Annotated in this window: 13 protein-coding genes and 1 other RNA gene; 8 read left to right on the plus strand and 6 right to left on the minus strand. The window is 48.2% G+C overall.

The window, feature by feature from the left end; translation table 11 throughout:
* The first annotated feature begins 208 nt into the window (after positions 1–208).
* Positions 209–559 carry a hypothetical protein gene (locus KOG47_RS06115; RefSeq protein WP_196430769.1) on the plus strand — a complete coding sequence of 117 codons (351 nt, stop codon included), beginning with the start codon at positions 209–211 and terminating at the stop codon, positions 557–559.
* On the opposite strand, the gene KOG47_RS06120 is transcribed toward KOG47_RS06115, so the two are convergent.
* The 5 genes from KOG47_RS06120 to KOG47_RS06140 all read right to left on the minus strand — a co-directional run bounded on the left by KOG47_RS06120 (position 510) and on the right by KOG47_RS06140 (position 5239).
* Positions 510–1187 carry an ABC transporter ATP-binding protein gene (locus tag KOG47_RS06120; protein ID WP_215243902.1) on the minus strand — a complete coding sequence of 226 codons (678 nt, stop codon included), beginning with the start codon at positions 1185–1187 and terminating at the stop codon, positions 510–512. The two genes, KOG47_RS06115 and KOG47_RS06120, sit on opposite strands and share 50 nt — an antisense overlap.
* Positions 1184–2197 carry an ABC transporter permease gene (locus tag KOG47_RS06125; RefSeq protein ID WP_214781214.1) on the minus strand — a complete coding sequence of 338 codons (1014 nt, stop codon included), beginning with the start codon at positions 2195–2197 and terminating at the stop codon, positions 1184–1186. The genes KOG47_RS06120 and KOG47_RS06125 overlap by 4 nt, the downstream gene beginning before the upstream one ends.
* 68 nt (positions 2198–2265) lie before the next feature.
* Positions 2266–3612 (minus strand): sensor histidine kinase, encoded by a 1347-nt coding sequence (locus tag KOG47_RS06130; RefSeq protein WP_215243903.1) that lies wholly within the window; start codon positions 3610–3612, stop codon positions 2266–2268.
* Positions 3609–4274, minus strand: coding sequence for a response regulator transcription factor (locus tag KOG47_RS06135; protein WP_215243904.1), 666 nt, complete (start codon positions 4272–4274; stop codon positions 3609–3611). The genes KOG47_RS06130 and KOG47_RS06135 overlap by 4 nt, the downstream gene beginning before the upstream one ends.
* 77 nt (positions 4275–4351) lie before the next feature.
* Entirely contained in the window at positions 4352–5239 is an 888-nt protein-coding gene (locus KOG47_RS06140) for a hypothetical protein (RefSeq protein WP_215243905.1), read from the minus strand.
* Positions 5240–5409: 170 nt separating this feature from the next.
* Here KOG47_RS06140 and KOG47_RS06145 point away from each other — a divergent pair, with 170 nt between their 5' ends.
* Together KOG47_RS06145 and KOG47_RS06150 are read left to right on the plus strand one after the other, a co-directional pair.
* Complete coding sequence (locus KOG47_RS06145; protein ID WP_074036967.1) at positions 5410–5817, plus strand: hypothetical protein; 408 nt, start codon at positions 5410–5412, stop codon at positions 5815–5817.
* A gap of 94 nt (positions 5818–5911) precedes the next feature.
* A complete protein-coding gene (locus KOG47_RS06150) occupies positions 5912–7360 on the plus strand; it encodes a S8 family peptidase (RefSeq protein WP_215243906.1) in 1449 nt (482 codons plus the stop codon).
* Positions 7361–7404: 44 nt separating this feature from the next.
* Here KOG47_RS06150 and KOG47_RS06155 read toward each other — a convergent pair whose 3' ends face one another.
* Positions 7405–7809 (minus strand): hypothetical protein, encoded by a 405-nt coding sequence (locus KOG47_RS06155; RefSeq protein ID WP_012726372.1) that lies wholly within the window; start codon positions 7807–7809, stop codon positions 7405–7407.
* A gap of 120 nt (positions 7810–7929) precedes the next feature.
* Between KOG47_RS06155 and rnpB the strand changes: the two genes are divergently transcribed.
* The 5 genes from rnpB (at position 7930) to KOG47_RS06180 (ending at position 12320) form a co-directional block, all read left to right on the plus strand.
* Positions 7930–8297, plus strand: an RNA gene (gene rnpB, locus KOG47_RS06160) — RNase P RNA component class B.
* Between the two features lie 124 nt (positions 8298–8421).
* Positions 8422–9585 carry a THUMP domain-containing class I SAM-dependent RNA methyltransferase gene (locus tag KOG47_RS06165; RefSeq protein WP_074036970.1) on the plus strand — a complete coding sequence of 388 codons (1164 nt, stop codon included), beginning with the start codon at positions 8422–8424 and terminating at the stop codon, positions 9583–9585.
* Positions 9586–9705: 120 nt separating this feature from the next.
* A complete protein-coding gene (locus KOG47_RS06170) occupies positions 9706–9888 on the plus strand; it encodes a hypothetical protein (RefSeq protein WP_230872813.1) in 183 nt (60 codons plus the stop codon).
* A gap of 51 nt (positions 9889–9939) precedes the next feature.
* A complete protein-coding gene (locus tag KOG47_RS06175) occupies positions 9940–10842 on the plus strand; it encodes a Gfo/Idh/MocA family protein (RefSeq protein ID WP_159562348.1) in 903 nt (300 codons plus the stop codon).
* A 59-nt stretch (positions 10843–10901) separates the two neighbouring features.
* Positions 10902–12320: an alanine/glycine:cation symporter family protein gene (locus KOG47_RS06180; protein WP_215243907.1), complete on the plus strand. Its 1419-nt coding sequence runs from the start codon at positions 10902–10904 to the stop codon at positions 12318–12320.
* Positions 12321–12426 lie beyond the last annotated feature (106 nt).

The following is a 12426-nucleotide window of genomic DNA, read 5'->3' on the forward strand; positions in this document are numbered from 1 at the left end:
CCCGAAACGAATCGATACGGTCCTGTTTTCTTACATAAGGAGAGGGCATACAGAACATAATCGTGTGAATATCAGGAATCAAGGCACATGGAAAGACATGATTTTGAACGATACGATGGAGTGACAACAGCAGGAGGGTGGGGATATCTATATGGAGAGGTCAGAGATCTATCGAATGATACAAATGGTGTTGAGCGACAGAAAGGGGATGCTTGAACGGGGAGTAACGTTCTCGTGGACGATTGAAGGAGATGAACGAATCATCGGACTCGTATTTGATGTTATTCTCGACCGTTATTTTCTATATAACCAAACAAGCCTCCTCACCGAGGTACAAGAGATTGCGCGTCTAGTCGAATGTCGACCAGAGGAAATCGTTCGCGCACTCTCCTGTCTTTCGGGGATTCGACTCGAATCGAATCATATCATCGAACGATTGATGAGTATCGAAGAGGCGACCATTTCAGAGAACGGATCAATCCTTGTTGCCATTCGCCTTGGAGGATGGCTCACTCATCAATTGCATCAAATTGGTCGTGATGCCCTTCTTCCTTGTTGAGCTCGGTCAAGGTACCGTCAATCACACGAAGGACGCGATCACACACATCGAGCATGCGTTCATCATGTGTGATGACGACGACACGTCTCCCTTCTTCATGTGCTTGTTTGGCCAATAACTCCATCACACGTCGTCCATTCTCATAATCAAGACTCGCCGTCGGTTCATCTGCCAAAATGAGTTGCGGGGAGTTGATCAAGGCACGTGCGACGGCGACACGTTGCTTTTCACCTCCCGACAATGTCGACGGGAGATGATGCAGGCGGTGTCCTAAGCCGAGGTCGGTCAATAGTTGTTTCGCATCCATCTGTCTCTTCTCCTGAATCAGCTCAAGTTGCTCGAGCACCGTCAAGTAGGGAATCAGGTGGGCCTGCTGAAACACGAACCCGACTTCATGTAGACGTAACAGACGACGTTGTTCCTCATCTAATTCGAATACGTCCCGTTCGTTCATCAAAAATGCTCCTTGATCTGGTTTTCGCAATAGACCGAGGATGTATAACAATGTACTCTTCCCGCTACCACTCGGACCGACGATGGCAACGCATTCCCCTGGCGATACATCTAACTCGATGTCATTCAATACGAGCTGACCGTCAAACTGATGTGATACATGGCTTAACCTCATGATGCTTTTCCTCCTATGATTTCAATTGCGTCGACTTGACGTAGTTTCCATAACGGTAACAACGCGCCAAGAACAGATAAGAAAATGAACATGGATCCGAATAGCGCGACATGACCGAAGTCGACGAGAAACGGTAACGATGATGGAATCAACGCATCGACGACGTACATGAACCCGATCGATGTGGCGACTGCGGCAGATACGATGACGATGACCTGAAAGAGCAGTGCCCGTCCTATGATTCGAGGAGAGAGACCGATTGCCTTCAGAATTCCGAGTTCAGGTAACTTTTGAAGCGTGAACAAATAAAAGAATGCGGTCAAAATAAACGTTCCGATCACGAGTAGAAAAGCACGCATCATCGTGAATGTGCTTTGCTCGGCACTATATCCAGGAACCGACTCAATCAAATCTTGTTGACTCATGACGAGCGGATTGGACATCGTGGATTCCGTTCCAATCTCAGCCGATACATATGGACGTTGTTCGGAGTAATCCAAATAATCGAACCACGTCTCGTTCGTCGTGTAAATCACCGGTCCATGACTGTAGCGTCCAGGCGCCTCACCGGCGATCGTAAAACGATATTCGGACGCAAAGTCGGTCAACGTGTCACCTGTTCCAAGCTGTTCTGAAAGACTTGGGTCAAACAAGACTTCACCTGTTTCTAGATAAGTACCTGGGCCAATATTACTTCCACTTGGAAGGGCGAATAGCGTGACCTCTTCTTTTTTTCCATCAATCGTGACCGTGAGCTGTCGGACGCTCATCGTTTCGTTTGAAGTATCCGCTGTGACGTCTATAAACGATCGTGTCAATTGACCTTCTGAGTCCGGATCAAGTTGATACGTCGTAGCATTCAATTCGTGCAAGGCAGAACCGTTATCATATGCGAGACCGTCTGCTAGCCCTGTGATGAGTGTCGTCAACATGACAATCAATAATGTGATCACGAACAACATGGAAAACTTTCTTTTCTGTCTCCACATCTCTTTCCAACCTAACTGCATAAAAAAACCTCCTTCAAGTGCTGATGAAGGAAGTGTACGTAATCAATATGAACAGAATATGAACGACATCAAAAATGTAGATGAACCGTGGTGCCGGTTCCGAGGTTTGACTCGACTGTGATGTTTCCGCCATGTAGGTCGATGATATCTGAGGTGATGGCAAGACCGAGACCTGTCCCTTGAGTCGTTCGAGCCGTGTCCCCGCGATAGAAGCGGTCGAACAGGTGCTCTTTTGTCTCGTCGTCCATCCCAACCCCTTCATCCGTAACCGAGATGACGATACCTGGGTCGACGGTACAGGTGATGTGAATTGTGCCTCCATCATGTGAAGCATGAACGGCGTTCATCAATACATTGTTCCAAACTTGTGCGAGTAGAACCGGGTCACTCTTCAAGACTACGTCTTGTGGGATGTCGGTAACGACGGCGATCCCTTTTTGATCAAGAATGAAAGCGTTCGTTTGAATGACTTCGGATACCGATTGAAGCACATTCACGTTCGTCTCGAGAATCGGGGGATTTTCATCCAATCGTGATAAAAGCAGCAGTTGTTTCGTCAATTGGGATAGACGCTTCGTCTCCTGTTCGATGACACGCGCATATTCTCTTGATTCACCTTCCGTACCGTCAGCTAATTTTTCTGCATAGCCACCTAGGGAGGTCAAAGGAGATTGAAATTCATGGGAGACATTCGAAACGAATCGTCGCTGTCTCGCTTCGGTACGATCGATCTCATTTGACATGTTTTGAAATTGTCGTGCCAACGTTCCGATTTCATCTTGACGCTCGACGGGGAGATGTTCCGGAGCTTTACGCATGGCGACGGATGTGGTCGCATTCGTGAGCGTCTGTAACGGGCGGACCAGGGACCTTGTCGAGATGGCAATCAAGCCAAATGCCAAGAGGGTGACGAGTGCGAAAAATAGACCGACGAACAGATGTAACTCGCGGATTTGGGCACTCAAATCCGGACGAATAAAGATGACGTCCCCGTTTTCAAGTGTAAATCCATATGTGTTCGTCAGTTCGTTATCGAACAATCCGAGCAAGAAGAGATGAAACGGAAAGTCACGCATTCCCTGATATGGAGACCCGTTCCGTACGGATTGGATCACCTTGTCAGAGATAGTCTCATCCCGAAAGGCACCGCCAAAACGTCGACGTTCGTCAGTCGCATCCACGACGACCAGTTGATATCCGGTCGCAGCTAAGAAAGTATAGAAGGCATCATAGTCTAAATCGGTATGGTTCTCGACATACGACTCCGCTATTTTGGCGACCCGTTCCGTCTTCTCGCTATAGGAAGGTTGCCACCACTTGTAATAAGCCACATTGCTGATCAACAGGGAGATGGCTCCGGATAGAAGTAAAATCAAGAACATCGTGACGATGATTCGCGTGTAGAGTGTCTTCATCCGTTCACCTCGAGCGAGTATCCGACACCTCGTACGGTTCGAATCGACAAAGCAGGGTGATCGAACCGATTACGAAGTCGCTTGATATGAACATCAACTGTTCGCTCATCCCCCTCGAAATCAAATCCCCATACCAAATCAATTAACTCCTCACGACGATACACTCTTCCCGGAAAAGAGGCGAGTTGAAATAATAGTTCAAACTCTTTTTTAGGGAGATAGAACAGCTGACCCTCAAGCGTCACCTCGTATTCTCTTAAATCGAGTCGAAGAGGACCAGCTTGAATTTGTGAAGCGGCCGAACGTTGATAACGTCGCGAGACGGCTTGCAATCGAAAGAGTAACTCCTCAGGGATGAAGGGTTTGGTCACATAGTCGTCTGCCCCATGAACGAATCCTTGACGCTTATCCTCCCATTCATCGAGAGCGGTTAGTAAAATGACGGGAATATCGAGAGTCGACTTGAGTCGTCGACACAATTCACGACCGTCAAGCCCTGGGAGCATGATGTCGACAATCGCGGCATCGATTGGTTGCATCGTGAAACGTTCTTCGCCTGTGTTCCCGTCGGTCGCTGTCAACACCTCATGACCCGCATCCTCGAACGTTTCTTTCACAAGGCGTAAAATGGAGGGGTCGTCTTCTACGATGAGTATACGCATAGCGGTCGTTCCTTTCCTAAATAGGTTCGACACGAAACGAGGTGACCCATGCGGAGTCACCTCGAATCGTATCAGCTTTATTGCTTCGTCATCTCTTGATGAAGGGCACGGAGGGCGCGGATGAACGCATCCTTAAAGTATTTGTCTTCTTGAGTCTCTAATGTTTGGATGGCCTTTTGGTCACCGTTACTCGCTTTGACGAGAAGATTCACGACTGTTCCCCAGCGTTTCACATGTTCTGGGCGAGGGTGGTTCAACGCGGTCGTCAGCGTGAACCAATACGGTTGATCGCGCCGCTGCAACGTGGCAATCATCCGTTTGGCAAGGAGCGCTTCTTCTTCAGAAGGGATTGTTGCCGTGGCGAACCAACCGAGCATCGAAGCGCTCATCGATTCAAGTTCTTGTTTCATTGCAGGTTCGATTGGCATCCGTCCGAAGTCTGTCACGTTGACAAATACCAATCGGTCTTTCGGGTCAATATGTGTGATCCATCCTGACACTGACTTCAGCTTTTCACGTTCTTTTGACTGGGCTTTACACGTATACCCTTGAAGTTTTCCGATGTAGATGCGGAATTGTCCACGGTCGACATGTTTGTCCACCTTGAACTCGATTTCTTGTCCTGCTTGAAACGGTTGATTCCGTTTATGCAACGTCTGACCCTTTTTCAATTCGGGTCGTTTGGAAATATGACGCAATGCTTCTTGTTCAGTCCGATCATCCAATGTCCAAAGGTTGTGAGGGGTCACGTTTTTAAAACGATGACGCCGGACGTAGATGTATTGGTCGAGTGCGTCGATCGCGTCTGCGGAAGTGGCAGTTCCATTCAAATAGTCATCAGCGATATCACGTAAGGTGAGGGATTCGAGACGATCGATATGTCCTGAATAGGGAACGCTTCCGACAACAAATAACGCGGTCGCAATCAACTCACTTTCTCGAGGGGTCAGCGGTCGTTTGGCCATGGTGCACTTCCTCTCTTAATTCATATGATTAGTATAACAAAAACAGTTAGAATGTTGTGAACTCAACTGCGATTTGGAAAAAAATGAGGAATGGACAGGATTCCCACCATTTATCTCGAATAATGACTTGTAGAGAATCGGATGTAGGAATGAAAAAGTGAGGTGAGGCAATGAAGCTCTCCATCGAATCTGGGGATTATGTCGTATTGATTGAAATCAATAAAGAAGTACTCAAATGTGCATCCCTTGAGGAAGCCGATCAGGCAGATCGTCTGCGATATGAACTCGTTGGTCGGATGAGCGAACGCTTGCCAGCAGAAGTCATCGTTCCGTCGATCATCGATTACATTCGCTTCGGAAGCGGATATATCGGAGATCGCATCGTCTGGGACGCTGAAACGGAGTCTTTTTTTTGCCAGCAGTTTGAGACCATTGACGGGTCTCCACTTGGAGAGGACCTCGAAGGATTCCGTCCCGACCCAAGCCGGGTGGAACTGGCGCGCTACTATACGTACTTGACGATTGGACGAATTGTCGAGTTTGATATGCTGCACCCGGATGAGCCGAGCTATTGGTAAACTTAGCGACAACTTTTTATTCAAAAAAAGGGAAATCTAATCCAAAGTTTGAGATAATGGAGTCACTTTATCAGTTTGGAATGGAGCGGAAGGAATGAAAAAGATTGCCCTTTTGACAGCGATTGCCCTTTTATTGCCGGTCGGAGTAGATGCAGCACAGCCAGTCATCCTTAAGAAACATGGCTACGTCGTTTCAGAACCACAAGTCACGAGTCAATATTATGTGAAGCAAATCGGTACGGATTTGGCCTGGAGTAAGACGAGAGGCGCAAGTGATATCGTTGTGGCGCTGATTGACTCGTCAGCTGACCGGAACCATACGGATTTGAAGAACGTTCCTCGTGTCGTCAATTCCATGAAAGGTCCGTATACTGCGGATATTCATGGTACGCATACCGCCGGAATCATGGCCGGGAAACATAACCGCTTTGGGATCGCCGGACTCGCGCCGAACGTTCGCTATCACTTTTATAATGTGTTTTACGGGGTGAATTCAGATGAAACAGACTCCTGGACGGTCGCCAATGCAGTGGATACGGCTGTAGCGAAAGGGGCGAACATCATCAACCTCTCGCTTGGAGGGGATGATTATGATAGTCGTTTGGCCACATCGATTAAACGGGCAAGAGCGAAAGGGGTCATTATCGTCGCATCATCTGGAAATGATCGAAAACAGACGATCAATTTTCCTGCAAACATGAAAGAGGTAATCGCGGTCGGTGCAATCGATTCTAGACATCGTCTCGCGAGCTTTAGCAATATGGACGATCGCGTCAAAATCGTGGCGCCAGGTGTGAACATCCTCTCTCTAGGAATCAACAACCGCTTTGTCTTTATGGACGGGACCTCGATGGCGGCACCGATGGTCACGGCGAGCCTCGCGCTCGTCAAATCGATCAATCCTTATTTGACACCTGGTGAGATCGACCAGTTGATTGCGAAGATGCCAAAAGCCTCCGGAAAGTCTTATACGGAATTGAATGCGATGAAACTGCTAGAGGCAACGGCTCGCCCTATTCACATCTCTGCCCCTTCGGTGTGGAAGAGTCGATACGTGAATGATGTCAAGTTGAGTGTTATGAACCATTCGAACTTAAAGTCCTCGTTCACACTGTATCAAGGGAACAAGAAAGTCAAGACGCTCACACCAAATCGGTCGTTCACGATGTATTCGAGCGGGGATTGGTTACCGAGCGGACAATATCGCATCGTCGGTCAAGTCACGGATGGAAAACATAAGCGATACACGAGCCGAACGATTGATTATGTCAACACGTTGAAGACGACAGTGTCTGTGAAGGTGTCGGAAGAAGGGACGTTCTCGATTCACACGACGCGAAAAGGCACGGTCACGTTACTTGATTCAAATGGGAAGGTCTTGTACGAAGCGCTCCACATCGCTGGGACATTCCCGGTAAGAGGGGATACGGCGGAAAAGTTGACCGTCATTCTGAAGCCGACGGACCTTCGCGAAAAAGTGGTGACGACATCTTTTGAGCCACCGATCATCGAAGACGAGCCTCCGGTCACAGAGACCTTGTAAGATAAAAAGCCGCCTGCTCCTAACGGAGAGACGGCTTTTTCTATTTAATCGATGGTGATGGCTTCTCCACACCAACGGATACTCGCTTCTAATACGTTCCCTTGGTCATCAATATGCTCGAAACTGAGTTTCCCATCTCGGATGATTTCGCAAAGACCGACTCGGACACGGTCGCTCCAAGCGCGACGCGTCTCATGCGTTTCATCGAACACTGGAATGGCGTCCGGGAAGCGCTCCTCGAGATGTGCTAAATTGTGATGGTCAAAATGATAAGGTCGTTTCGAGAGTTCGTTCGGTGCCTTGATGTCGAACGGTTCAAACCCTCGGACGAGACGATTATTTCGGTAGAAGGCGAACACGCCGTTGTTCGGGTGGAGCACTTTAATGTCATCGATTTCTATTACATAAGTCAGACGTTGAATCCAACCGTTTTTTGCATCCTGATGCATCAAAATCCCTCCTTATTCAATGAACACGCCTTATTTTAGCGCTGACTGAACGTAAAATCAAGTTTCGAATTTAAGTTGTCAACCGTTCAAATTTCAGCTACAATGGTTGAAGTGACTATGAAGTCTGGACAATCGCGGGACGCAAGTCTTGAGGAAAGTCCATGCTCGCACAGCCTGTGATGGCTGTAGTGATCGTGCTACACGAAACGATAAGTGTAGGCAACGCAAGTTGACGGCAGAAGAAACACCTAAGTCCTCGGATATGGTGTCCGCTTCTTGAAAGTGCCACAGTGACGGAGTCTGATCGGAAACGTTCAGAGTGGAACGAGGTAAACCCCACGAGCGAGAAACCCAAACTATGGTAGGGGAACTTCCAGACCGGAATCGAACGGGACGGAGGGCGCCGGTGTGCGCAGATAGATGATTGTCACTCCATCGTGCCAGGGAGACCGTTATGAGCACCGGAGTACAGAACATGGCTTACAGGACAACATAGTCTCAACTGACAACGACAAGGAGTTCAAGCACATATACTTGAGCTCCTTTTTTCATGATTTTTTTACAACTTACAAAATGACTGAAAGATATTTATGTAGAAGGAAGGCGATTTAGATGGCAAAACGTAAACTGATTGCGACGGCAGCGATGGGAATTGAGGCACTTGTGGCAAAAGAAGTAAGGGATTTAGGATACACGTGCGAAGTCGAGAACGGACGGATTTATATCGACGCGGAAATGGAAGACATCCCACGTCTGAACATGTGGTTGCGGACAGCAGACCGGGTCAAACTCGTCGTTGCCGAGTTCAAGGCGACAACGTTTACAGAATTGTTTGACGGGGTCGTAGCGTTACCATGGACCGACCTCATGCCGTGGGACGCGGCGTTCACGGTCGACGGACGCTCGGTCAAATCAAAGCTGTTCTCGATTCGTGACTGTCAGAAAATCACGGAGAAGGCGATCGTTGAAGCGATGCAACGCGGCTATCGTAAAGAGGGAGAATGGTTGCCGAAGTCAGGCGCGAAATTCCCAATCGAAGTCGCTCTTTTGAAAGATGTGGCGACCATCACGATCGATACGTCCGGTCCACTTCACCGTCGAGGCTACCGTGAGCTTCATTCGCAAGCTCCACTCAAAGAGACGATGGCAGCGGCGATGATTCAATTGACAAACTGGCGTCCGGACATGCCGTTTTATGACGTATTTACAGGTTCAGGGACGCTCGCCATCGAAGCGGCGATGATTGGACGAAATATCGCGCCGGGTATCAACCGTGAATACTTCGCACAGGATTGGACATGCATCCCGAAAAAAGCCTGGTATGCGGCAATAAATGAAGCGAATGAGAAGGCGGAGTGGGATAAACCGTTAAAAATCTATGGAATCGACTTGGATCCGCGGATGGTGAAACTTGCAAAAGACAATGCGGAACTCGCTGACGTCCGTGATGCGATCACATTCGTCCATAGTGACGCAGCCGCACTGAAGCCGAAAGAAGAGTACGGGGTCATCATCGGAAACCCACCTTATGGGGAACGACTTCAGTCAGAAGAAGAAATCATCGACTTGTACGAACGGATCGGGGAACAATATGCGAAATACCCTGGTTACAGTGTCTATATGTTGACGAGTTATGAAGACTTCGAGAAGGCATACGGGCGCCCGGCGACGAAGCGTCGGAAGCTGTACAACGGAAATATCGAAACGCAATATTACCAATACTTCGGAAAGCGTCGCCCACGTCCGGACCGTGACGCAAAACCGAAATCAGAATGATGAATCCATGACCGTTCACCTGAGCGGTCATTTTTCTGTTTTCTTAGAACAAACTCACTTGTTTCATCATCCGTGTAACAGGATATACATAACATATGTATAATTAGAGGGGGACAGATGATGGAAAAGTATACAGTCGAATATCAGTTACATGTGAAAGAACAGAACACTCGGACGGTCGAGGTAGAAATGGACCGTGTGCCGGACTTAAATAATCAAGAAGAATTACATGCGGCTTACCAGATTGTATCTGACGCGATTCGTGAACCGATCACAAGTTTTGAGATTGTATCTATTACGTGAGCCCGAGGCAATCGCTTCGGGCTTTCTACATAATATTGGAGGAGTGAGCAAATGAATATTTTAGTAGTGGGCATCGGGGATGTCGCCAAAAAAGCATATCTACCTGTATATGCCGGATTAAAGGACGTTGATGTGTATCTCGTCTCAAGGGATGAACAGAAGTTACACGATATCATCTCGACCTTTCGTTTCAAAGGAGGGTACTCAGACCTACACGCCGTGCCGATGACAGAAATCGATGCGGTCATGATTCATTCGACGACAGCTGTTCATTATGAGCAAGCCGAGTATTGTCTACGGCAAGGAAAGCATGTCTTCATCGACAAACCGATCACGTTCACTCTTGGAGAGACGGAACGACTCGTCGCACTTGCTAAAGAGAAAGGCGTCCATCTCGTCACAGGCTTCAATCGCCGATTTGCCACGGCCACACAGGCACTCAAACAAGTCGAAGAAAAAAATATGGTCTTCATTCAAAAGAACAGAACGTATAAACCGGCATCGCTTCGTGAATTTGTGATCGAGGATTTCGTGCATGTCGTCGATACGCTCCGTTATTTGACCGACCTTCAGCCTATCGAACGTTTACGTGTCACACCTCGATTTGAAGGGGATGTGCTGAAACAAGTGATGATTCATTTCAAGGCAGGGGGAATCGAGGCAATCGGTTGGATGAACCGAGACAACAGTTGCACCGAAGAAGTGATGGAAGTCATGTCACCGACCGTGAAGCGGGTCACGCGTGATGTGGAGCGGATTACAGACTATGGACGAGACGGTGTGAAGGAATGGTCACTCGACCCATGGGAGTCGAATTTGAAACGTCGAGGGTTTATCGACCTTGTGGAAGACTTCTTACGTTTACTTCGTGGGGAACCGAACGCCTCCGTTGTCGCGGAAGACAGTCTCGAGACACATCGTCTCTGTGAAGAAATTCTAAAGGAAGTGCGGTGAACATACTGTTTCCGTCATATTCAGAGCGGGTAAAAACCCGATAAAAGGAGGCGATTTCGTTGGATATTCGTGAACTGATTATGCAAATCAATGACTATTTATGGTCGTACCTTCTCATCTTCGTATTGATTGCAGGAGGTCTTTATTTTACGATTCGGATGGGGTTCGTTCAATTTCGAATGTTACCGGAAATGTTTAAACTCTTATTCGTGAAAGGAATCAAGCATGAGAAAGGACAGGTCTCATCTTTCCAAGCGTTCGCCATCGGAACGGCTGCCCGTGTCGGTACGGGGAACATCGCCGGCGTATCGACGGCAATCGCTTTAGGCGGACCTGGCGCCGTATTTTGGATGTGGCTCATCGCCTTGATCGGAGCAGCTTCGGCGTTTGTTGAAAGTACGCTCGCCCAGGTGTATAAAGTGCATGACGGCAAGGCTTGGCGCGGTGGTCCGGCGTACTATATTGAACGGGCTCTCGGTGCACGCTGGTTAGGCATCGTATTTGCCATTTTGATTACGTTCGCGTTCGGTTTTGCGTTCAACTCCGTCCAGGCAAATACAATCGCACTCTCCGTGAATAACGTATTTGAGATCGATACGGTCTGGGTCGGCATCATCTTGTCCGTTGTCACCGCTATCGTCATCTTCGGTGGGATTCGTTCCATCTCGACCTTATCGGGAATCATTGTACCAATCATGGCGGGCGGTTATATCTTACTCGCTATTTGGGTTGTCCTTACGAATCTTGATGTCGTGCCACAGGTGTTCTCCGCCATCTTCTCTGAAGGTGTCCTCGGTTTCCAACAGTTGTTCGGTGGTGCGGTCGGTGCAGCCGTCCTCCAAGGAATTCGACGTGGTCTCTTCTCGAACGAGGCAGGTATGGGGTCTGCCCCGAACGCCGCAGCTACCGCTGAGGTGAGTCACCCGGTCAAGCAAGGATTGATTCAATCGCTTAGCGTATTCGTTGACACCTTGTTCATCTGTACCGCAACAGCGATGATTGTCCTCATTTCAGGAGTGGAAGGCTCTGAAGCTTTCCAAGGGATTGAGCTTGCCCAAGAGGCGCTTCTCGTTGAAATCGGACCGATTGCGACGACTCTCATGACTGTCGCCATCTTACTTTTTGCCTTCAGTTCGATTTTGGCCAATTATTATTATGGAGAGACGAACATCGAGTTCATATCTGAGAAGAAGCGATATTTGATAATCTATCGGATTGCTGTTGTCGGGATGGTCATGTTCGGGTCGGTGCGATCTGCGGGACTCGTCTGGTCGATTGCCGACATCTTTATGGGCTTGATGGCACTCGTCAACATGTATGCGATTTTCCGATTGAGTAAAGTTGCCAAGACACTCCTCGACGACTATATGGTCCAAAAGAAAGAAGGAAGAGACCCGGAATTCTTTAAAGATGGTGTCGAACTTCCTGGTAAAGAACATATTGAAGCGTGGGAAACAAAGAAAGAAGAAATTAGTTGAAGGATCATCAATCAATGGGACGTCCCTGGCAAACAGGGGCTTCCTCTTCATTTTGAACTTATTATTTCAAATACCTCATTATATTATAAAAAGAAAGTAGAGAGTA

Source organism: Exiguobacterium sp. s121, from assembly GCF_018617245.1.
Lineage (GTDB): Bacteria > Bacillota > Bacilli > Exiguobacteriales > Exiguobacteriaceae > Exiguobacterium > Exiguobacterium profundum.

Bases quoted from the DNA above. Each gene is read 5' to 3' on its own strand.
- KOG47_RS06115 (WP_196430769.1), top strand. From the start codon at position 209: ATGCTTGAACGGGGAGTAACGTTCTCGTGGACGATTGAAGGAGATGAA.
- KOG47_RS06120 (WP_215243902.1), bottom strand. From the start codon at position 1,187: ATGAGGTTAAGCCATGTATCACATCAGTTTGACGGTCAGCTCGTATTG.
- KOG47_RS06125 (WP_214781214.1), bottom strand. From the start codon at position 2,197: ATGCAGTTAGGTTGGAAAGAGATGTGGAGACAGAAAAGAAAGTTTTCC.
- KOG47_RS06130 (WP_215243903.1), bottom strand. From the start codon at position 3,612: ATGAAGACACTCTACACGCGAATCATCGTCACGATGTTCTTGATTTTA.
- KOG47_RS06135 (WP_215243904.1), bottom strand. From the start codon at position 4,274: ATGCGTATACTCATCGTAGAAGACGACCCCTCCATTTTACGCCTTGTG.
- KOG47_RS06140 (WP_215243905.1), bottom strand. From the start codon at position 5,239: ATGGCCAAACGACCGCTGACCCCTCGAGAAAGTGAGTTGATTGCGACC.
- KOG47_RS06145 (WP_074036967.1), top strand. From the start codon at position 5,410: ATGAAGCTCTCCATCGAATCTGGGGATTATGTCGTATTGATTGAAATC.
- KOG47_RS06150 (WP_215243906.1), top strand. From the start codon at position 5,912: ATGAAAAAGATTGCCCTTTTGACAGCGATTGCCCTTTTATTGCCGGTC.
- KOG47_RS06155 (WP_012726372.1), bottom strand. From the start codon at position 7,809: ATGCATCAGGATGCAAAAAACGGTTGGATTCAACGTCTGACTTATGTA.
- KOG47_RS06165 (WP_074036970.1), top strand. From the start codon at position 8,422: ATGGCAAAACGTAAACTGATTGCGACGGCAGCGATGGGAATTGAGGCA.
- KOG47_RS06170 (WP_230872813.1), top strand. From the start codon at position 9,706: ATGGAAAAGTATACAGTCGAATATCAGTTACATGTGAAAGAACAGAAC.
- KOG47_RS06175 (WP_159562348.1), top strand. From the start codon at position 9,940: ATGAATATTTTAGTAGTGGGCATCGGGGATGTCGCCAAAAAAGCATAT.